We start from the raw sequence: 22,051 nt of genomic DNA, 5'->3' as shown, positions 1-22,051 counted from the left end.
TCTAATAAGATTGATTAACAGGCTTTGAAGGTTGAATCATTCGCTACATCAGAGCCTTTTAACCACAATGTTTTGTGGTGTAAGGATTGCAGGTAAGCGGCTTTGTCTTGAACTTCTTTGATCAGGTCTTCGTATTTGAGTTTTAGTTTGAATTGATTCTCGTCGTCTTCACCTGAGCCAATTTCCAACTCGGCCCATTTGTTTTGAAGGATCAACATGGAAGGCGAGTATTTCAATTCAAACTCACCGGCTTCATCCAGTTCAAGCACTTTAATTTCTGCCAGAATTTGCTTTTCCAATGCTGCATTGTCTTCAGAAAAGTTAACAAAAGTGGTTTTGACATCAATCTGGTGATTGCCAAACTCAAAGCTGGAGGAATCTTGGTCTTTAACCCGCACACTGGCCAGTTCTTTGGTGGTGTCGCCGGTGCTGACTTCTACATTCATTTTCAGAAATGTTTCAGTGATTAAATTGGTGGCGTAGCTTTGGGCTACCAAGCCACCAAATAAGGCTGTGGTCAGTAAAACCACCTTGAATATTGCTGATATGTTGTTTTGTGAAGCCATGATATTTCTACAAGTTTATTTAATCCTATTAACGCATCAGACTGAATAAAGTTACATTTGTTCACATTTAAATTAATTATTTTATCAACCAGCTTGATGGGTCCAGGCGGTAATAGCCGGAAAGTATTTGATACAGTTCAGGGTGTTTGCGTTTGAAAGTTTTCGGCTGTTCAAAAAAGTGTTCGGATGAAACGGCGAAGAATTCAGCCGGATTGGTGGCACCGTAATGATCCAAAAAAGAGCGCTTATTAAGTTTGGCTTTGATGATCAGGCTTTTGAACTCTTTGCTCATGACTTTGCCCCAGGTTTTGATGTGGGCACTGTCAAACCAAGGCCTGCCATCGCCAGCACCATCTGCCTGATCGAGTTGGTGTGCAAATTCGTGAATCACCACATTGGTGCCGTCTTTGGCATTCCTGGCACCATGGATTGAATCATTCCAAGACAATATAACTGGTCCCCGCACCCATGATTCACCCAGGTGGTGACCTGGTTTGTCGTGGTGATTGGGGTTTTTAAAACCAGCTGGGTAGATCATGATGGTTTTCAGGTGTGGGTAGTAATTGGTTTTGCGATTAAGCAACAACAAACAAGCTTGTGCCGCTATGGTCACGCGCATCTCATCAGTGACTTCAAGCCCGGCGTGGCCTGAAAAATATTTTTCTGCCAGAAAAACATTCACATGTCCCAGCAACTCTTGTTGTAAAGGTTGGGGTAGGAAATGATAGATGGCTACGTTGTTTTTGATGTAATCAACCCAAGGTCCAGGTGTGGGTAACTTGTATATTTTTTGACGCTTTTTGAGTCTTCTATTTCTGATCCAATAAAACATGATAAGAAAAAATAGTGCAACTAGCGTTAAAACTGTTATGAAATTGATCATCGTGCTTAGGTCTAAAAATGTATTATGATATGAAATATGATGTGTATTGTGTATGAAGTTTTTTTAGTATTAGTTAATATTTATTGAGTCATGATTTTTGATACAGAACTGAGATATAGGCAATTATTGGCAACTGACATCAATTTAATTAAACGTTTATACCAAGATGCAACTGTCATGAAACACATAGGCAACGTTAAAAATGATCAAGAGGTTCATCAGCTAATTATTACTATGTTAAAGGAAGTGTCTCGAGGTTTTGCCAAATACTTCGTTTTAAAAGGTTATTTATCAGGTAGTGGTTGGTGTGATGCTAACAAGAAATTGAATGATCTGGGGATTTTCAGTCTACATTGGAATGCATCTACGCAGATTGTTAAATTAGGTATCATGGTTTTACCCGAGTTCCAGGGTAAAGGTATTTTTAAAAAAGCTCATCACGCATTGATGGCAGATGCCCGAACCGAATTTCCAGTCAAAAAATTTACAGCAATTACTGCTGTTAAAAACGTAACAGCAAATAATTGCTATGAAAATTTAGGCTTCAAAGCTTCATTGACATCAAAGGCAGGCCGAGATAATTGCTTCAGGTATTGGGAATTGAAATAATGAAGGTTTACTGATTATTATCAACGAATGTAGTCAATGAAATAAATACAGTTTTTCATTACTCAAATGGCTGTATCTAATTGATTATTAAAAACATTCAAAGCTGATAATAAAACATGCTATGATTTTATGCGGTGTAAGTAGTTTACACCTTTAAAAATAATATCATCAAAGAGGAGTGAGTATGAAGTTAGACGTTCGTATCCTAGAAAAGTTAGGACAAACACAATCTATACGTCAGTATGATTCGACTGAGCACATGGTTAATTCATTAGGCATGAAAGACACGGTTTTTCAAAAGATCAAGTCACAGAGCCAAGATTTAATTTGTTTGATATTACCGGACGATGATGATGACGATGAGTAATGATTTAAAGCCTTGTTGAAAAATATGTTTAATTATCATGGTAGGTTTTGAAATTGCTTAATAAAGTGCCATTCATACTGCTTTTGACAGTATGGGTGGCAAATGCACAAATCACATCTGATCTGGCTGAGCCAGTGTTCATCACTGATAAGTTATTGGAACTGGAATCCAAACGTCTGAGTGATTATGAACTGTTTTTGGATGGATTGTCTGAACTTGAGCAAACGCAAGGTAGCATGTCATCCTATCAGTATTGTCATTTCCGTTTTTTAAAGGCGTACAAAGTTGCTTTCGAAGGTTTAACTCAAGAGGCTATAAATCAGATGAAGGAAATCATTCCCTCATGTGATGATTTGCGTGCCAGAATTAGAATTGAAGCGTTGGTTGCCAATTTGAGTGCATTAGTCGGTGATTATGAAAATGCTTCCTTCTTTATTGATGCGGTGATCAATAAGGTTGAACAAACAGCAGATATTGCCTCGAAAGTCATAGCATATACCGCTGCTTCTATGGTTTATAATTTATTGGATCAGAAGGAGTTGAGTATTGAATACAGTAAGCTACTCTATTCCTTATCTCCAACCGATGAAAATTTATGTCGGCTACATTACAGCAAGAACCTTCATCATCTTGACAGTGACTCTTCAAAAACCTCAATGGTTGAAATCAAGGATATTGCTGATGAGTGTTCAAAAAATGGTCACAATCTAATTGCTGAGTCAATCTTATTAGATACTTTAAAGCGTTCCTTGAGTCAGGCAGGAATAGATGTACAAGAGTTGACTGTTGTTAGTGCTTTGATAGAACAATTAAAACCCCTGGTTCAAAATTCAATCTATATCAATAACAAAACTGCGTTTAATGCAATCGAGGCTAAATTCGCCTTATTGCAAGGCGACCAGAATAAAGCAAAAGTTATGGCTGAAAAGACTTTAGATATGAATCGTGATGCCGATCAAACAGAGTATTTGGTCATGGCATTAAAAGTCTTAGAAACAGTTCATAGAGAGATGGGGGATTTTGTCAATTCATATCATTATTTGGAACGCAGAAACGAGGCTGAATTGGGTATGTACGATCAAGCCCAGGCCAAACAAATGGCGTTCATGACCATTAAACATTCTAATTTATCTAAAGTTTTTGAAATCGAGCAGTTGAATCAGCAAAAAGAAGTATTGGAGCTGGAAAAACAATTGGCCAAACAGGAAGCGAATAACCAGCGCTTGATTATTCTGTTGATATTGATCATTTTGTCTTTTGTGATTCTGTTGCTTATGAGGATCAAGAAGAAGCATGATTATTTCCGCGCAGTTTCTGAGATAGATCATTTGACTAAAGTGCTGACCCGTAAGGCCTTTGAAGAGCAGATGTCAGTTATTTTGGATGAGTCACGTGAGCAAAAGAAAACGGTTCAATTGGCCATCATGGATTTGGATCATTTTAAAGTCGTGAACGACACCCATGGTCATTTGGTGGGTGATTGGGTGCTGAAAAATGTGGTCTACGCGGTGAAAGAGCTGATTGAAGAAAATATGATCATTGCGCGCTTGGGTGGCGAGGAGTTTTGTGTGGTGATGACGGATATCACACAAGAAGACATGCACGCCAAATTAGAACATATGCGACAATCCATTGAGCAATTAGATTGTTCAGACTCGGCGGCTGATTTGGCAGTAACGGCCAGCTTTGGTTACACTTCCAGCGACATTTCAGGTTATGCGCTGCCCTTGTTGTTAACGCATGCCGATGTGGCTTTGTTTGAGGCTAAGAAGCAAGGTCGAAATCAAATTGTGCTGGCACATAACGAGCACTGAAATTAACATTCAATTAATACCACTGAGACCGATCAAGGTCTTGATTGAGGATTTTAAACAATGAAAAAAGGTAAACTGGTCAACGTTGGACTGGGCATGACTTTGGGTGCGCACATCACGCCCATTTCTCGAAACTTTATTGAACAGGCTGATGTGGTGTTTGTCTCGGCTTCGAACCAATTGGTGGAAGAATGGGTCAAAACCATGAATGATCATGTCATCAGTCTGCAGCCATACTACCAAGAAGGACAATCACGGATGGTGACTTACCGCAACATGGTGGCTGCCATCATGGCGCAGGTGAGGGCCGGTAAATCGGTGTGTGGTGCTTATTATGGTCACCCAGGAGTGTTCGCTTGGCCGCCGCATGAAACCATCAGAATGTGTCGTGATGAGGGCTATCAGGCTCACATGGAACCGGGTGTTTCAGCAGAGGCTTGTTTGTATGCCGATTTAGGTATCGATCCGGGTCAGCATGGCTGTGCCCATTTTGAAGCCAGTCAGTTTTTGTTCAATCACCGACCTTTTGATCCCAGTGCTTACTTGATTCTGTGGCAAATAGCGATGGCCGGTGATAAAGCGATGAAAACCTTTGAGACCACGCCAGAGCAAAGGCAGTTATTGGTGGATTTGTTGCTTAAAACGTACCCCAAAAACCATCAGGTGACCTTATACGAGTGTCCAGTGTTACCGATAGAGCAGGCCATGATTAAAACCGTATCATTGCAAGATCTGGCCCACCAAGAAGTGTCATTGAAATCGACTTTGGTGGTGCCACCGGCCATTGCGAAGCAAACCAATCAAGCCATGATAGATATGGCCAACAGTTTAAGTCAGGCAAATGATCACATAACTGATTAATCAGTTTGAGATTTATTTAAGGATTTAATTGTCTCCCAGAAAGGGCTCGAATGGGTGGTGGTAATTAGTGTTGGCAAATCACGTTGGTCTCGTGATATTATCTTGTGATAATAACAACAACATGTGAGGAACATAAATGAAAAAACTAGTTAAAACCTTGGAACAAATCGGTCAAAGCACGTCATTGAAACAGCACCAATCGGCAGCAGCGATGTTAGAAGCCAACCATTTGAATTCAGACCTGATTGAAGAAACTTTCAGCCACAGCGTTGAGTTGTATTGTTTGGTTGAGCCAGAAGACGACCAAGACTAAACCACTTCAGTCAATTCATCAGCACCCTGTGGGGCAATGTGTTTCGGATGAGAAAGACAGGCTTTCACAGGGTGTTAGTTGTTATTGGTAGAGACATGCCTTGTGAATTTGTTGGTTAAAGTCACCAGAGAACAGTGGCCAAGTACTCATGAGATAGATGTCAAATAAACAACCAATTAAATTCATTCTATTTACCACGTGCATCATTTTTTATGCTGCCCTCAGTGCTGCTCAATCTAACGCACCACTCAGCCCCACCCAACTGGAAATTCAAAACACGCTGTTGGCAGCGGATGATTTGAAAATATCCGATCCTGAAGCTTTTCAAGAGCACTTAGATAAACTCAAAATCCTTAGTCCACAAGCCACTCCAGCGCAAAAGGAATTCATTGAATACTTTGAACTTTACCAGTGGATTGTCGCTGGTGATTACAACACGGCTCAAAACGAATACGAAAGGTTCTTCGAAGAACTGAGTGATACTGAAGTTAAAATCAGAACCAAAGCCACCTTGGCCAACATGTCCGCCATCAGCCGTGAATACAATCAAGCTTTGATTCACTTGGACTACATCATCAGTCAAGTAGAAGATCACCCCGATAAAGTCATCCGCTCAAAAATTAACTTTGTCACTGCCAATGTCTATTATTTGTTGGATATCTATGAAATGAGTCAGAAGTACGCGCAGCTGGTGATCCATGACGAGCTGAATGACATTTACTTATGTAAAGCCTCCGCGATATACCTGGCTGCAGCATTCAAAGACCAACAAGCTGTCGAACAGGAAAGGCTGCATCAAACCATTGAGTTGTGTAAAAACAGCAATCAGACAGGCTATGCCATGTTATTGACTTTGAATTGGATCCAAAGTGAGTTTGAGCAGTCGATTGAACGAAATGATACTGCCAACATCAATGTCCTAAAAAAACTGCTGCAAGATCAAGAACGTCTGATCAATGCCACCGAATCGAAAAACCTGATTGGTCTGAAAGAAATGTTACTCGCGCGGATTCATTTTGCCTTGGGTGATGATACTTTGGCTCAAGGCCATGCCCTGTTAGCCATCGAGGGCAGCAACAAAACGGGCAATACCCTGCAGGTAGTGGAGTCATTGCACGTCTTAAATCAGCTTGCGCTGAAAAGCAATGACTTCAAATTGGCCTATGAGTACATGAGTCAAAAAAGCCAAGTGGAGAATGAAATATACACCGATTCCAAAGCCAAACAAATGGCATACATGTCAATCAAACACAATAATCTGGCCAAACAACTAGAAATAGAACAGCTCAACCAAAGCAACCAAGTCTTGTCACTAGAAAATCAACTGACGGCAGAAACGGCGAAAAAACAACAATTGATGCTGCTACTTATTTTCAGCTTGTTGATGTTGTTGATCGTATGGACATTCAAAATCAAAAAGCGCCACGATTACTTCAAACACGTTTCAGAAATTGATCACTTGACTCAGGTGTTCACCCGCAAAGCGTTTGAAGAGAAAACAGCCGAAATGCTCAAAGCCTGTGAAAGCAAGCAAAAACCATTGAATGTGGCCATCATGGATTTGGATTTGTTTAAAAATGTCAACGATCAGTATGGGCATTTGGTCGGTGATTGGGTGCTCAGACAAGTGATTCTGTGTTGTGAAGAAGTGATTGATCAAGATATTTTATTGGCGCGCTTGGGTGGTGAGGAGTTTGGTCTGGTCTCACCAGGCATATCCGAGCTTGAGATGGTCGCTTTGTTGGAAAAAATGCGTGCAGCCATAGCGCAAATGGACTGTTCTGGATCAGGTGCTGAATTCAATATCACCGCCAGCTTTGGCCTCAGCAGTGCCTTGAGTTCAGGCTACCATTTACCGGTGCTGCTTACGCATGCTGATTTGGCCCTATTTGAAGCCAAGAACAGGGGGCGGAATCAAATCGTGGTATACAGCCAGCTTAAGAAGCTTGAGGTTGCCAGTTCAGCAGTTGGCTGATGCTGGCTTGAGAGTTTTTTTGTCCTAAAGTGATTCGAAAGCCCTGAGTTTCAGTACAAAAAGCCGCGTTCGGCATGACCATCAGCTGTAATTCTTCTGCCCACTGCTTGATGGTTGTATCGGCATTTAAACGTTTGAACTGAACAAAGCCTGTGGCAGCAGCTTTTGGCAGGTGCCAGCTTAATTCAGGGTGTTGCTGCAGTTTGCCATGCAACCAGTGTTTGTTCTCGTTTATGATCTTAACGTGGTATTTCCAAATGATTTGGGTGTGGGGCAAAATCGCTTCAGCCAACTGCGCATCGGCGGCACTCTGACAAATCGACAAATGGGCTTTGATGGTGTTGATCTGTTGTATCACTTCGGGATTTCTACACGCAATCCATCCCAGTCGGATACCAGGCATTGCGTATGATTTTGACATCACGCCCATTGAAATGGCGCGTTGATATAAATCGCTTGCGGCCATCAGGCGCTGTGACTCATCGTGTTCAAGCCCCCTGAAAACCTCATCTGAGACCAGCCAACTGTTGTTTGAACGGCATAAATCAATCAAGCGGTTGAGTTCTTCAGCGTTGATATGCGTGCCGGTGGGGTTGTGTGGAAAATTGATGATGAGCATTTTGGTACGGGCAGAAAAAGATTTTTCTAGCAATTGCCAATCGATGTGCCAACCTTGGTCTTGAATCAATGGGATGGTTTTCACCGTTGCACCTGTCATCTGAGCTTCTGTGATCAGTGGTTCAAAACTCGGTGTGAATGCGATGACTTCATCGCCTGCACTGAGCAAAGTTTGCATCACCACAAAAATGCCTTCTTGTGCACCACAGGTTAAAGAGATTTCATCAGCGGTCGTGGACTTGAACAATTCGGTAGCCAGTAATGATCGCAGCGATTCGCGGCCTTGGGTGCTTTCATAGCCAAACGGCATTTGGCTGATCGCTGCTGTGAGGTCCACGCCTATCAGTTCGCTCAACCCCTGACAATTCAGGGGTTGTGGGTTGCTGCTGTGTAAGTTGTGCGCATGGTGAGTTGCCGCCAATTTGCTGTAGGCGGCCATTTTGAAGGCGGGAAAGCGCACAGTATGATTAAGCTTTTTTGCGCCAAATGGTTAATTGGGCAACGGTATGTTGGTGCTTTCTGGCTGTTTCTCTGATGACAAAGGGCACATCTTGTGGCACTGCAATCATTTCAAAGTCGTCACGCAAAGCATCACGCAGTGCATCCAATGTGGTGTAATTTTCACCATTGACTTTAACCCCACCCAACCAATTTTCTTTTTGGGTGAATTCTTCAAGCCAGGTGTAGGGTGATGTGATCACCAAGTAGCCTTTGCTGTTCAGTCGCTCCGTGATGCTTTCGAGAAATTGTTTTGGTTGATACAAGCGATCTATCAAATTACCGGCGAAAATCAAGTCATAGTTGCTGTATTTGGGTTTCAAATTACAGGCATCGCCCTGAGCAAACTCGGTGTTGTTGGCCTTGTCTCCCAAAGCCAAATCAGCCAATGAAAAAGACTTCAACTCGGTTAATTCACCTTCAGTAGGAATCATGTACTTCACTTCACCATGCTCAACCAGATTGATGGCATTGCGGATGAATCGAGTAGAAAAATCCAAACCATCAACATGGTCATAATATCTGGCCAATTCGAAGGTGCTGCGGCCTACAGCACAGCCTAAATCTAAAGCCCGTTGATTGTGGCTTAAATCAACATGCGGAATCAAAGCATCGATGCAGGCTTTGGGGAAGTTGGGTACGCCAAAATATGCCGCGCCGTAGTGAAATTCTAAGTATTGAGCAATCAGCTCATCTGTTTCGTAAGTATTAAATGTTTGGTCCACTTGTTGCTCCGATTCGACGTATCTAAATCCTGCGTGTTGAAAAAAGTGCCTGCGAAAGGCGTATCTTGAGTCTGTATGTACTTCATTGCCGGTGCTGGCCCAACTGCCGCCTTTGATCAGATTGTGTTGGCCATCAAAAGTGGGCACAGAAAAATCATCATAGGCTGGATGCACCTTGAAGCCTTTAAAACCATCAATGGCAGTTTCAGTCCATTGCCACACATTACCGATAACATCCCCGAGCTTTTGTTGACCAAAGGTGAACTTATCAACTGGTACAGATGAGGCGGCGACACTCAGGTCAATATTAGCTGGTGTTTGTTGCCATTGAGGATAGGGTGTTTGGTCACTCATGGTGTGTTCATGAATGCGATACCATTCGGCTTCGGTTGGTAGCCTGATGGATTTGCCGTTGCGCGCAGAAAGCCAATTACAAAAGGCTTTGGCCTCTAAATAATTCACATCAACTGGCCAACTCCATGGCATTTCAATCTCTGTTGTCATGCACCGATACAGCCAATTACCATCTCGATTGACCCAAAATGTTGGCTGTTTGGCCGGTTTGAACTGGCACCATTGCCAACCCTCATCGGTCCACCATTGTTCATCCAAATAACCGCCATCATCAACAAAAGCTTTGAATTCATGGTTTGAAACCAGGTATTGACTGGTTTTGAAATCTTTAACTTCGGTACTTTGCTGGCCGTATTCATTGTCCCAACCATAAGTTTCGCTGGGAAGGCTTCTGCCTTGGATTACGGTGCCACCAGGAATCGATTGTAATGAATTGGTCACCACGTCATGATCAACATTGCTGTGTGGCCAATCACTGTGAGAAACCACGTGTTGGATATCCATTTGTCTGATCAATACACTGGATGTTTCAAGGTGAATGCGTTCGTGTTCAATGCCCATCAAAATGATCCAAAACGGGTCCTCCCAGTTGATTGGCAAGGATAAATCCAATTCATCAATTAACGCCAAGACCATGGATTTAACTTGATCGCGGTAAGTTTGTACTTCTTGTACCGAGGGCCAATCATAGTTGGCATCATTGAGGTCATCCCAGGACATTTCATCAACACCTATGGCCATCATGGATTCGATGTCCTCGTTGATGTTGTTGCTGATGATTTTAGCTACCCTGAGTTTGTTGACAAAAAACACCGCTGTGTGTGCATAGTAGAAAATCAGCGGATGTCTTAAGGGTTCTGGCTTTAAATAAAAGGCAGATTCACTCTTCAGACATTTGAACAGTGATTCGTATGTTTCGTAGGTGCTGATGAAGTGTTGTTTGATCTCAGCGCGTTTTTCTGATGCATTCCCCTGATTGATGAGGGGTGTTTTGCTCACGGCAAGTTGCATCGATGTGTGTGGGTTAGGTTTTTTTAGAATCGACATATAATGATTTTTGTTGTTGTGATGATTGTATCAATCTTGTTGCTCCATTGCCATGCTAAATATGAAGTAAAAGACAATACGATTCAGTGGTAGGATCAATTAAACTGATGGTAATTTTTATCCATCACCGCTCTGATTGACGTGAAATCTGCTAAAAAATGTGAGTTTTAACGAAAGCCTTTCAATTTATCACTGTGCGCATGCTAAAATGGGGACGTTTTAATAGCTAATACATTTGTGCAAGAAATCAAAAAAACACCAAAACAAGCCAACCCCATCTCCGAAGTCATCACGCAAGCCCTCGATGACGCCAAAGCGCAAAACACGACAACTTTAAAGGTCAGTCACCTCACTTCGGTCACTGATTATATGGTGATTTGTACAGGCAGTTCAAACCGGCACATGCGACACCTGGCTGAATCAGCCATCGATGCAGTGCAACAATCGGGCAGAGAAGTGTTGAGTACTGAAGGACTGGATTCTGATGAGTGGATGATTGTCGACTGTGGCGACGCAGTGCTGCATGTGATGAGTGCTGATGCGCGTGAGTTCTATCATTTGGAAGGTTTGTGGGACATCAGCGAAACAGCTGAAGCATGAAAATCAGCTTGTTGACCCTTGGGCACAAGATGCCTGATTGGGTAAACATCGCTTTCAATAACTACAACAACCGCTTACCGCCTTATCTAAAAATTCAGATGCGCGAAATCAGCGCCGTATCCAGACAAAAGGGCTTGAGCGTCAATCAAATCAAAGCCCAAGAAGCGACTTTGATTCAAAAGCAAATCAAAAAAGGTCAGGTCAATTTCGCTTTAGATGAGCATGGTAAAGCCATTAACACAGCCTTTCTGGCTAAACAATTAGACCAATGGCAACTCAATGGTCAAGACATTAACATCATCGTTGGTGGCGCCGATGGCTTGGACGCTTCAATTTTGAAAATGTCTGACCAAACATGGTCATTGTCGTCATTGACTTTTCCACATCAGTTGGTCAAGGTGATTATAGCTGAACAACTTTATCGCGCTCACAGTTTGCTCAATAACCACCCCTACCACCGGGAATAAAACATGGTTAAATCACATGACATCGTATTGGCATCTGCGTCTCCAAGACGTGCTGAGTTGTTACGCCAGGTCGGTTGGAATCCATTGGTTAAACCGATTCACATCGATGAAACACCCCAATCCGAAGAGCAGGCTGATGCCTACTGTTTAAGAATGGCGGTGGAAAAATCAGCGGCGGCGAATCATGCCATAGAAACTGAACTACCGACAGTGACTGCGGACACCATTGTGGCTTTAGATGGAGCAATTTTGGGTAAACCGCTGGACGAAAATGAAGCCAAATTGACTTTGCATAAATTGGCCGGCAAAACCCACCAAGTTTATTCAGCCGTGTGCGTCAGTTTTGGTCAACGAAGCATGTCCAAACTATCGGTCAGTCAAGTCACTATGGCAGCCATTGATTCGGTAAGTATTGAGTCGTATGTTGCCAGCGGTGAACCGATGGACAAAGCCGGCTCTTATGGCATCCAAGGCCAAGCTGCAATCTGGATAGAGCGCATTGAAGGCAGCTATTCTTCAATTATGGGCTTGCCATTGTATGAAACAACCTCCATCTTAAAAGCATTAAACGTGAAACTACCACTGCTCAACTCAAAGGCGAGCCAGTGAGGCTTGGAGATGACTGCATCTATGCGTAAAGAAATTCTTATCAACAGCAACGATTTTGAGACCCGGGTGGCTTTGGTCGAGGACGGCCAATTGGCGGAAGTGTGGTTAGAGCGTTCACAACAACATTCATTGGTTGGTAACATCTATCAAGGCACGGTTGAAAAAGTATTACCCGGTTTACAAGCTGCTTTCGTCAATATTGGTGAAAACAAAGCGGCGTTCATACATGCCTCTGATATCGATGGCCAAGACAACCAAGTTGAGGATGAGAAATACACCACTGAATATGGCAGCCATGATTCAATCTCTCAGATACTGCATGAAGGCCAGAAAATCGTGGTACAAGTTTACAAAGACCAAATTGGCAGCAAAGGTGCTCGAATCACAACCCAGTTGAGCATTCCCAGTCGCTATTTGGTGATGATGCCGTACAACCCTGCATTGACCGCCATCTCGGCCAGAATAACCGATGAAGTAGAACGAGAGCGTTTGGTTGAAGCATTGAAAAAGATGAATCACGATAACCAAGATTTTGGTTTAATCGCTCGAACCAATGCAGAACAAGTCAGTATGACTGCTTTGTATCATGATTTTAGGTTTTTACAGCGCCTCTGGTTACGCATTGATGAGCGCATAAAAGCATCGAAATCTCCGAGCTTAATTCACAGTGAATTTTCTCTGGCAAAGCGTGTGGTACGTGACCAAGTAACCGAAAACTTGACTAAAATCACCACTGATTCAAATCAACTGTTTCAAAACCTGTCTGAGTTTTTGCAAGATTTTGCTGCCGAATGGTCAGGTGAATTGATTGAGCACAATGTTTCCAGACCTTTATTTGATCAGTTTCACATTGATGATGAAATTGATCGATCCATCACCAAACGTGTGGCATTAAAGTCCGGTGGTAATTTGGTTTTTGATCAAAATGAAGCCATGACCACCATAGACATCAACACCGGTCAATTTGTCGGTTATAAGTCCTTGGAGGATACCGCGTTTAAAACCAACCTTGAATCGGCCCAAGCCATCGCACGTCAATTAAGATTGCGCAACATAGGTGGCATCATCATCATTGACTTCATTGATATGGTTGAACAATCTCACAAGGAAAAAGTGTTACAAACCTTGGTGGAACATTTGGAAAATGACAGCGCCAGAACCAATGTGTTGGGTTTCACTGGTTTGGGTTTGGTTGAGATGACGCGCAAAAGAACCACCGAAAACCTGCATGACATGTTGTGTGAGTCGTGCGATAAATGTCATGGCAACGGCTCAATAGAAACCATTGAAACCATCAGTTTTAAATTGTTTCGAGAAATCAGCCGCTCTGTTAAACAATTCAAGGCCAGCAAAGTCATGGTGATTGGCTCAAGGCGATTGGTGCAATACATCATCGATGAACATTCAGAGACTTTGGCAGAGCTGGAAGAAAGTCTAGGCAAGCGCATCAGTTTTCAAGCAGAAGACAGTTATGAGCGTCACCAACACGATGTGGTCCTGTTATAAAGATTTTGACTGATGGCTAAGCATAAAAAATACCGTTGGTACTACCGCATCTGGATAAAAATTCGTCTGGTGCTGGCTGGCTTGGTTATTTTGGCGGGTCTTGCTGTCGGTGCTTTGAGTCTGTTTTTACCTTTTGAATCGCTGTACCAAGATCGGCTAGAGAAGTTCCTGGAAGAACAATGGAACCTGGTCGTCAAAGTCAAAGAAATCAACGGTTCATGGCGTGGCTATGGGCCTCATTTTCAACTTTATGATTTGGAGCTCACTGGCAAGCAGAGTGTCCAACTGGCCAGTGCCAACTTGGCTATCAATATCTATCAATTAATCATACCCGGTGGGCGTTCTGGCATTGATTTAAGTATCAATCGAGCTGAGTTGGATATGATTCAGTCTGCTGAAGGGGCCAGCATCACACTTAACGATACGCAGGATGAGGCTCGTTTTGCAGACATGCTAGATCGCATTTTAACCACGGGATCTTTGCGGGTTGATGAAATGATGTTTAATTTGGCTGATGAAAACGGCCAAGTACTGTTGGCTGGCTTGCAAGCTGATTTATTGTTACAACAGGATGACGATGAGAGGGCCTTGAAGTTACTGATTGAGAATGACAATCAAAGCATTGAAATCATCAGCCAAGGTCTACGAAACAACACCTTGACCAAGGATGCCAATTGGTACATGGAATTCAATCAGTTTGAATTGGGCCAATTGAACGAATTGTTGACTGGTATTAAATTTCCAGCAGGTGCCATCAATGGCCAGTTGTGGCTATCGGCAAAAGCAGGACAAATCACTTCAATGTCTGGTGAAATCAGTTGGAGAAATCCCGAAAGTGGCTTGGGTTTTGAAATAAAAATTAAACAGTTCAGTGAGGATAAGGACTGGGTTGCCAGCATGCAATTTACTGATGTGGTTATTGCAGAAGAAAAATACGATGATTTTTTGCTGCGGATTCAACGTCAAAATGACACCACCCAATTGCAAAGCAGCCAAATACCCCTCGCACTTTTTAGCCAATTGGCTGAGGATGCAGAGTACCATGTTGTGGCTGATAAACCCTTCAATGCGGTGGCGGGCATTATAGATGTTGCTGAGTTTGAAATGGCCAATGACACCGGTTTATGGCGCGGGGCTTTGCAGTTTTCTGATTTTGCACTGGGTCATGAAGTATTTGATTTTACTGGGTTGAATGGTACTTTTGAATTCGACTCACTAGGTGGCAATTTGCTGTTGGATTCAGAACAGGGTCATTTGAACATACCAGCAATCTATCGAGGTCAGCTGAATTGGCAAGATTTGACGGTGCAGAACAGCATTGACTGGTCAGGCGATGCAGCTGTTATGGCGATCAATAATCTGTGGTGTGATTGTGTTGATTTTGACTTACAACTATGGAGTCATTTACAAGTCGGTCAACCCAGTAACATGTTACTGGCCAGTGTCTTGTCTCAAGTTGAAGTGAACCAGCTATATAAATATTGGCCACACAACGTTTGGAAACCGAAAACCATTGAATGGTTGGACAGGGGGCTGCTGTCAGGTCAGGTAAGCAAAGGTTATGTTTTCATGAATGGTGATTTGGTTCCCAAAACTTTCAAAACCGGCGCTGCGACATTTATCTCAAGGGCCTATACCGATAAAGTGGCCAATATTTTTCATCCAGAATGGCCACAGGTAAACAACATAGATGGTGTGGCTGTTTTTGACCATGATTCCGTTCAGGTGGAAATTTCCAATGCCGAAACGGGTGATATAGCTGTTTATCAAGCGGATGTTGCCATCGACTCATTTGATGCTGGGGTGCTTGATGTGGATTTGAAGGCCAGCAGCAATGGCAATGAAATCCTGGAGTATTTGCGTGATTCACCCTTGGTTAAAAACATTGAATTAAGTGAAGCGATCAAGATTGATGGGCAGCAGCGATTTGATTTGAATTTTGAAGTAGGCATCAAATCTGATGTGAATCTGCCTTTCCGACCGTGGGGTCAGGTGAGGTTTGAGGATGGTGTGTTTGCTACGGAACACTTTAGCATCGAAGGTATTAATGGTCCTGTTAATTTGGATGGTTATGCCTTGAAAATGGATGGTTTACCGGCACAGTTAGGTGCGGCTGAGATTGAATTAAATGGTGAAATCATTACCAAAAGCGAAACTGGTTTTCAGATTGATGTTGACTTGAGTGGCGAACTAAATGCCACTTATTTACTTGACGTTATTCAACAAAATTTACCCATTGAGGGTGCATCTGATTGGCTGATTAACATCAGAAACAAGCAGTCTGAATTACAAATGACTGCCTCGTCGCCTTTGTTGGGCACAACCATTGGACTGCCAGCACCTTTAGATAAAACAGCTGGCATGGAAAAAACGTTGACTGTTTCATGCCAAATCCCCTGTCAAAGCTCGAATGTAGAAATCAATTACAACGATGAAATCAGGTCTACATTGGATGGCCGAACAGGGAGCTATCATTTGGCCAGGTTGCAATTCCTCAATACTGATTTACTGGCAGCTCAAGAGCAATTGTATGGTGGCACAATTGCACGGGTTAATTTAGACAAATGGTTGGATTTGATAGCTCAATACAATCAGTCTGAGGTGACAAGCGATGAAGCCGATGCTTGGCCCATTGAGGAAATTGAATTAGACATTGGTGAAATGATTTTTATGTCTAGGGCATTTAAAAACATCACATTAAACATCAAAAGAGCACAACAACATTATGCCATCAATGTGATTGGCGATGACATGGATGGTCTGGTTATAGTCGATGATGACTTAGCCAACAAAGGAATTGTGGCACAATTTAAATACCTGAATTGGATTGATCCAAGCCTTGATTTGGATGAAATTATCGAGGATGCGGCCAGTTCAAAAGTGCCTGATATACATTTGTGGTCAGAATCGTTTGAGTATGCAGGTATTCCTTTAGGTGCCTTACGGATGGAAATGCGCAACGTAGCAGATGGTATTAAAATTGAACAACTGAGTTTGAAATCGCCAGAGGCTGAAATCAACGCATCGGGAGTTTGGCTAAAAGAAGCAGACGGTGTAGGGCAATCAAATTTTGATATAGTGATGATCTCAGAGAAAATCGCTGACTTTTTACAACAAGTTGGCTTCGCCGCACCGATAACCAATGCCCAGACCATCATTGAACTTAATGCACAATGGCCAGGGGTGCCCAGCCAATTCAATGTGGCTGATATTGATGGTGATTTATCAATAAAAATTGGCCAAGGCCAGGTGTTGGACCAAAAACCTGGTTTTGGTCGTGTACTCGGTTTATTCAACTTAACCAATTTACCGCGTCGGTTGATTTTGGATTTTCGTGATGTACTGGCAGATGGTCTGTTGTTCAGCAGTATGGAGGGCCATTTTCAAATTAAATCGGGTGTGGCCAAAACGGAAGATTTCCTGATCACTGCATCTTCTGCTAAGATTCGCATCAATGGCGACGTGAATTTTGCTGACCAAACCTACAATCAAACGATTATCATCAGACCACAAATTGGTAAGACCTTCCCCACAATAGGAGCCATCGCCGGTGGTCCAGTTGGTGCAGCAGCAGGTTTTTTGGTGCAAGGCTTATTTGATAAACAACTGAAAAAAGGCAATGAAATTAATTATGCAGTCACCGGTACTTGGGATGATCCAATCATAGAACTGATTGAAAATAATGATGAATAATAATGAATAAATCGACTTTTGCACAACTACTTTATTTCTTGGTGACGGTTAGTTTCTGTTCCTATTTGGCCTATGAGTCTTGGGGTCAGTCGTTGGCATATGAACACCGCATTCAAGAAGTTGCTGAGCGCTTGTCGATGTCAGATAACTTCAAGTCACAAAGCAAAAAAGTGTTGGAGGCCATCACATTCAATTGGTACTCAGGCTATACTGAAGAGCTGGACGCGCTCAAAGCAATTCAAGACAAGGCAGAAAAACACGATCAATTGGCACACAAGCATACCAAATTATTCATTGCGACTTTGGTGTTGATGTTTTTGCTGCACGGCTTCATCAAATCCAAAATTTCACTGCTGGCCATGCTCTCAGTGACGGTGATTGCTTTGGTCACTGGGTGGTTCGCACCGATTTTGGCGATTATTGCTTACCAAGACATTCCTGTGCTCGGACAAAGTGTCTTTCAGTTTGAATCAAAAAGCATCGTCTCAGCCCTACAAAAACTGTATTTTTCAGGTCAAACAGCCATTGCAGTGATCATATTTGTGTTCACACTGTTAACCCCCATATTCAAATCTTTGATGATGTTGATTATATTGTTCAGTCAAAATTTACACTTCTCACAAAAAAGCATCAAGGTACTTAAGAGCATCGGTAAGTGGTCGATGTTAGATGTTTTTGTTATTGCAATTTTAGTGACTTACTTTACCACCAAATCAGGTGGTGCCACTGATGCAACTTTACAAATTGGTGTGTACTATTTTGTCACCTATGTCATCTCATCGATGTTACTCACATACCTAATCAGTATAAAACAAGAAGAAATAAAATAATGTCTATCAAACAAACCAGTCAAACCTTCCTTGAACCCAATGGCTTAAGCATCAACGACCTTGAAAATCTTTTGGGTGGTGCTTTGGCCACTGGGGGAGATTTCGCGGATTTATACTTTCAGTCCTCGCGGCTGGAGTCATGGGTGTTGGAAAACCAACAAGTTAAATCAGGCAGCCACAGCATTGATCGTGGTGTAGGTGTGCGCATCAATCAAGGTGAGAAAACCGGGTTTGCTTATACCGATGCATTGAATAAAAACAGCATTGAACAAGCGGTTCAAACCGCACGCAGTATTGCACGTGATAACAGGAACCACCCGGCAGTCAATTTGCGCTCAGCTGAAGCAAAAACATTATACACCCCACAAGATGTTCTCAACGGGGTAGATAATAAAGCCATCATCCAACTTCTCAACGACATGGATGTAGCGGCCAGAAAGAAAGATGCACGGGTGAAAAAAGTCATTTGTTCATTGGTCTCATCACAAGAGGAAATCATGGTGGCTGCCACCGATGGTACTTTTGGCGCGGACATCAGGCCCATGGTTAAGTTGAGTATTCAAGTTATCTGTGCTGATGACAAAGGGCGCATGGAAATGGGCTATGCCGGCGGCGGTGGTCGCATCCTATTGAATGATGTATTCCAGGCGGGTTATGCCGACAGCTTTGTTGATCAAGCCATTCATGGTGCACTGATTAATTTACAAGCCAAGCCAGCCCCGGCTGGCGAGATGCCTGTGGTACTTGCCGGTGGCTGGCCAGGTGTGTTATTACATGAAGCCGTTGGTCATGGCCTTGAAGGTGATTTCAATCGCAAGGGTTCATCTGCTTTTGCCGGCAAGGTGGGTCAACAAGTCACCTCGTCGGCTTGTACCATTATTGACAGTGGTATCATGCCTAATCGACGCGGTTCGCTGAATATTGATGATGAAGGCACGCCATCACAAGAAAACGTGTTGATTGAAAATGGCATTTTACGAGGTTACATGCAAGACAAACTCAATGCACGTTTAATGGGAGTGCCGACCACAGGTAATGGTCGACGTGAATCGTTTGCTCATTTACCGATGCCCAGAATGACCAATACCTACATGTTAGGTGGCGACTATGATCCTCAAGAAATCATTGCTTCAGTTGATAAGGGTTTGTATGCGGTTAATTTCAGTGGTGGTCAGGTAGATATAACCAATGGTAAATTTGTGTTTTCGGCATCAGAAGCATACATGATTGAAAACGGCAAAGTGACTCACCCAGTCAAAGGGGCAACTTTGATAGGCGATGGACCAGCAGCCATGCAAAAAGTCAGTATGGTTGGCAATGACCTGGCTTTCGACCAAGGCTTGGGTGTTTGTGGTAAAGATGGCCAGAGCATTCCAGTTGGAATAGGCCAACCCAGTTTAAAGATTGATCAATTGACTGTGGGCGGAACCCAAGTTTAATTCAGCGTTGATTAGATGAATTTTTTGCGGGCGTATTGGGTGTTTTAAAATCTTTTGAAACACTCAAATGAATCATCGAAAATCACATCAGGGTTATCATTGGCAATGAAAACAGGACAAACTTCGAAATTAAACAAGGTATCATCTTCCTCGCCAAAACCCACTCGCACGGCATCCACATAACCCAGGAATGAATTGCCCCAACCTGAACCCACTCCTACGTTGACGCCAATGATTAGGGTGTCCGCCGATAAATTGATTTGCGGATCGCCTGGTTGTCCTTGAGGCGATTGGTTGATCCAGTCATCCAACGAGACATTGTAATTTTGAATCACGCCGGTACCGGTGTTTTGGCCATTGAAAGAAACAAAAGCCCAAAAATTATCCGCCATCATATCTACCAACTCCCAGCTGTCTTCAACTGGATCGCTGTAGCCATTGTAAACACCTTCCCAAACCAGCACGCCGCTCACATCATCAGTAAGGTCTGTTGGGGTGTTGTTGTCATCGTAGAATGTCAGACGAAACACTGGGGTAAAATGTGCAATGGTGGTACTGGCCGCATCACGGTACCAAGCATAGTTCAAATCACTGATGTTTCCCAAGGTGCGCCCTGGGAAATCTATCACTGAGGCTGATTGTTGCCAGAGGAGCTGGAAATCGGCTTTGTCTTGGCCATTGGTCACGGTGTCAGTGGCAAATAGCAAAGAGCCATCTCCGAACAAAGGCTGGTTATTACTTTGCATAACCATGGCATCATCTCGTACATTGACTGCTTCCCAGCCGTTTGGAAACAGCGGTGTGACCTCGACCTCATCGAAAGCCAACAGTGTGGTTGAAAAAAACAGCGCTGTTAAAGTGATCTGTAATCTAGTCATTTTTGAACTCGATAAAATACAATGATTATTATTACATTGAATAGGAACTGATTCAATTTAACAGGATATGTAATAAATTATCTTGGAAGGTTATGTTTTCAGTCAGTTTAAGGTGGTCTTCACAGACAAAAACAGGGTACCTCACCTTTATGGTGTCCAGTGTTTGTTGGTCTGAGATGCGAATTTGTCCCAACAGTGAGGATTTAGTCACTTGACCATCACCTGGTTCATACAGGATGTTTCTTTGAATGTCTTTATCGCCCACGGCGTGATTGATTTTGTCGTGGAAAACGACGTGATCATGGTCTTGTTCAAGTATCAAGCGGTTCAGGGTTTGTTTACAGGAGCCGCCCATAATAATAAACCCTTCGTGATCCACTTCATATTTGGGTGACAGTGCCAACCACAAAGCTTTGGCCCGCCTGAGCTGATGATTGAAGAAAGCTTGTAGGGTTTGTAGTTCGGTCTCACCGTCTGATTGTGGGTCGTGATTCTTGTGAATTCTTGTTATCACATCTGTGTTATAGATAGACCATTCATGTTGTTTCCAATTATTGGGATCATACAGGTCAAACTGAATTGAGTTGCCTGCATAGTCTGCCAGCCAATGACTTTGTGGGTGTGGTAACAGTTGGTAAACGCTGGGCATGGTGATTTGAACCTCAACCGGTATGTTACGCAGATTAAAATCAAAACCCGACATCAGTCTCAACACTGGTTTGACTGAACCCAATTGCGGTGTTCCTAAGAAAATAGCGTGTCTGATTTTATTGGCTTGAGAATCAGTTTGGATGGCAGCAGATGAATCTGCTTGCAGCAAAGGCAGTACATCTTTGGCGCCAAACCTTTGGTAATAGCGCAATAAGATGCCACCCATTGAATGAGCCACCACATCAACTTGTTGTTGATTGGGGTGCTTTTTTAACACCTGATCTATAAAAGCAGCGAGCTTTTGCGCATTATGAACATTGTCTTGGCGCCAGTCGTAATGAAACACGTAGAGTTGGCGCTGAGAGCCAACGGCTTGCTGCGGTTTATTTAATTGATAACCTCCATAGGTGGTCAATGTTTTGATGATGTCGTCATAAATACTCAGTCCTGAATAGGAATCAAATATCGCGTAGGATTCAATTTTTTCATAATCCACTGACAGCGTGTCCGGCTTGATGTGGTTAGCAAGGACTTTATAATTTGAAAATATCAGGTCATTCAATTTACCCGGCCAAACTTCTTTGCCGCTTTCAATCAGTCTTAATTTACTCCCTAGAGAGCCATGAATTAAAATCAGCGGGGTTTGGTTTTGACTGTTTTGCGGTTGGTACAGCAACGCCAAGTCAGGTTTGGTGTTGACTTGGCATGCTGTGAGGATGACCAGCAAAAGGACAGGCCAAAATTTCAT

General features: G+C 42.9%; 19 protein-coding genes. 13 read left to right on the top strand and 6 right to left on the bottom strand.

Annotated features, from left to right (window positions below; translation table 11 throughout):
* Window positions 1–14: 14 nt before the first annotated feature.
* Together QNI24_RS11590 and QNI24_RS11585 are read right to left on the bottom strand one after the other, a co-directional pair.
* Complete coding sequence (locus tag QNI24_RS11590; RefSeq protein ID WP_267176292.1) at window positions 15–566, bottom strand: hypothetical protein; 552 nt, start codon at window positions 564–566, stop codon at window positions 15–17.
* Between the two features lie 76 nt (window positions 567–642).
* Window positions 643–1,398 (bottom strand): M90 family metallopeptidase, encoded by a 756-nt coding sequence (locus QNI24_RS11585; RefSeq protein WP_267176291.1) that lies wholly within the window; start codon window positions 1,396–1,398, stop codon window positions 643–645.
* A gap of 141 nt (window positions 1,399–1,539) precedes the next feature.
* Between QNI24_RS11585 and QNI24_RS11580 the strand changes: the two genes are divergently transcribed.
* From QNI24_RS11580 to QNI24_RS11555, 6 genes are all read left to right on the top strand, one after another.
* Window positions 1,540–2,058, top strand: a complete 519-nt coding sequence (locus QNI24_RS11580) for a GNAT family N-acetyltransferase (protein ID WP_267176290.1) — start codon at window positions 1,540–1,542, stop codon at window positions 2,056–2,058.
* Window positions 2,059–2,242: 184 nt separating this feature from the next.
* Entirely contained in the window at window positions 2,243–2,425 is a 183-nt protein-coding gene (locus QNI24_RS11575; RefSeq protein WP_267176289.1) for a hypothetical protein, read from the top strand.
* An 83-nt stretch (window positions 2,426–2,508) separates the two neighbouring features.
* Window positions 2,509–4,239 (top strand): GGDEF domain-containing protein, encoded by a 1,731-nt coding sequence (locus tag QNI24_RS11570; protein ID WP_267176288.1) that lies wholly within the window; start codon window positions 2,509–2,511, stop codon window positions 4,237–4,239.
* A 60-nt stretch (window positions 4,240–4,299) separates the two neighbouring features.
* The gene (locus tag QNI24_RS11565) at window positions 4,300–5,100 is read left to right on the top strand and encodes an SAM-dependent methyltransferase (RefSeq protein ID WP_267176287.1); all 801 of its coding nucleotides are present in this window, start codon (window positions 4,300–4,302) and stop codon (window positions 5,098–5,100) included.
* A gap of 136 nt (window positions 5,101–5,236) precedes the next feature.
* Window positions 5,237–5,413: a hypothetical protein gene (locus QNI24_RS11560; RefSeq protein WP_267176286.1), complete on the top strand. Its 177-nt coding sequence runs from the start codon at window positions 5,237–5,239 to the stop codon at window positions 5,411–5,413.
* A 157-nt stretch (window positions 5,414–5,570) separates the two neighbouring features.
* Window positions 5,571–7,388: a GGDEF domain-containing protein gene (locus QNI24_RS11555; RefSeq protein WP_267176285.1), complete on the top strand. Its 1,818-nt coding sequence runs from the start codon at window positions 5,571–5,573 to the stop codon at window positions 7,386–7,388.
* On the opposite strand, the gene QNI24_RS11550 is transcribed toward QNI24_RS11555, so the two are convergent.
* Together QNI24_RS11550 and ovoA are read right to left on the bottom strand one after the other, a co-directional pair.
* Entirely contained in the window at window positions 7,351–8,445 is a 1,095-nt protein-coding gene (locus tag QNI24_RS11550; protein ID WP_283708721.1) for a pyridoxal phosphate-dependent aminotransferase, read from the bottom strand. The genes QNI24_RS11555 and QNI24_RS11550 overlap by 38 nt on opposite strands.
* Window positions 8,446–8,473: 28 nt before the next feature.
* Window positions 8,474–10,582, bottom strand: a complete 2,109-nt coding sequence (gene ovoA / locus QNI24_RS11545; RefSeq protein WP_283708720.1) for a 5-histidylcysteine sulfoxide synthase — start codon at window positions 10,580–10,582, stop codon at window positions 8,474–8,476.
* 285 nt (window positions 10,583–10,867) lie between these two features.
* Between ovoA and rsfS the strand changes: the two genes are divergently transcribed.
* Genes rsfS through tldD form a run of 7 tightly spaced genes read left to right on the top strand, consistent with a single transcriptional unit; the run spans window position 10,868 to window position 19,774 of the window.
* Complete coding sequence (gene rsfS, locus QNI24_RS11540) at window positions 10,868–11,230, top strand: ribosome silencing factor (RefSeq protein ID WP_267176282.1); 363 nt, start codon at window positions 10,868–10,870, stop codon at window positions 11,228–11,230.
* Window positions 11,227–11,697, top strand: coding sequence for a 23S rRNA (pseudouridine(1915)-N(3))-methyltransferase RlmH (gene rlmH, locus QNI24_RS11535; protein WP_267176281.1), 471 nt, complete (start codon window positions 11,227–11,229; stop codon window positions 11,695–11,697). The genes rsfS and rlmH overlap by 4 nt, the downstream gene beginning before the upstream one ends.
* Window positions 11,698–11,700: 3 nt before the next feature.
* The gene (locus tag QNI24_RS11530) at window positions 11,701–12,306 is read left to right on the top strand and encodes a Maf family protein (protein WP_267176280.1); all 606 of its coding nucleotides are present in this window, start codon (window positions 11,701–11,703) and stop codon (window positions 12,304–12,306) included.
* Between the two features lie 9 nt (window positions 12,307–12,315).
* Complete coding sequence (locus QNI24_RS11525; RefSeq protein WP_267176279.1) at window positions 12,316–13,812, top strand: Rne/Rng family ribonuclease; 1,497 nt, start codon at window positions 12,316–12,318, stop codon at window positions 13,810–13,812.
* Window positions 13,813–13,824: 12 nt separating this feature from the next.
* A complete protein-coding gene (locus tag QNI24_RS11520) occupies window positions 13,825–17,505 on the top strand; it encodes a YhdP family phospholipid transporter (RefSeq protein ID WP_267176278.1) in 3,681 nt (1,226 codons plus the stop codon).
* 2 nt (window positions 17,506–17,507) lie between these two features.
* Window positions 17,508–18,335, top strand: coding sequence for a paraquat-inducible protein A (locus QNI24_RS11515; protein ID WP_267176277.1), 828 nt, complete (start codon window positions 17,508–17,510; stop codon window positions 18,333–18,335).
* Window positions 18,335–19,774, top strand: coding sequence for a metalloprotease TldD (gene tldD / locus QNI24_RS11510; RefSeq protein WP_267176276.1), 1,440 nt, complete (start codon window positions 18,335–18,337; stop codon window positions 19,772–19,774). The genes QNI24_RS11515 and tldD overlap by 1 nt, the downstream gene beginning before the upstream one ends.
* Before the next feature lie 44 nt (window positions 19,775–19,818).
* Here the strand turns inward: tldD and QNI24_RS11505 are convergent, their stop codons facing one another.
* Both QNI24_RS11505 and QNI24_RS11500 read right to left on the bottom strand, forming a co-directional pair.
* Window positions 19,819–20,652, bottom strand: coding sequence for a hypothetical protein (locus tag QNI24_RS11505; RefSeq protein WP_267176275.1), 834 nt, complete (start codon window positions 20,650–20,652; stop codon window positions 19,819–19,821).
* A 52-nt stretch (window positions 20,653–20,704) separates the two neighbouring features.
* A complete protein-coding gene (locus QNI24_RS11500) occupies window positions 20,705–22,051 on the bottom strand; it encodes an alpha/beta hydrolase (protein ID WP_267176274.1) in 1,347 nt (448 codons plus the stop codon).

The organism is Marinicella marina, from assembly GCF_030065545.1.
In the GTDB taxonomy this organism is placed as follows: domain Bacteria; phylum Pseudomonadota; class Gammaproteobacteria; order Xanthomonadales; family Marinicellaceae; genus Marinicella; species Marinicella marina.
This window is presented reverse-complemented; position numbering and strand designations above follow the sequence as displayed.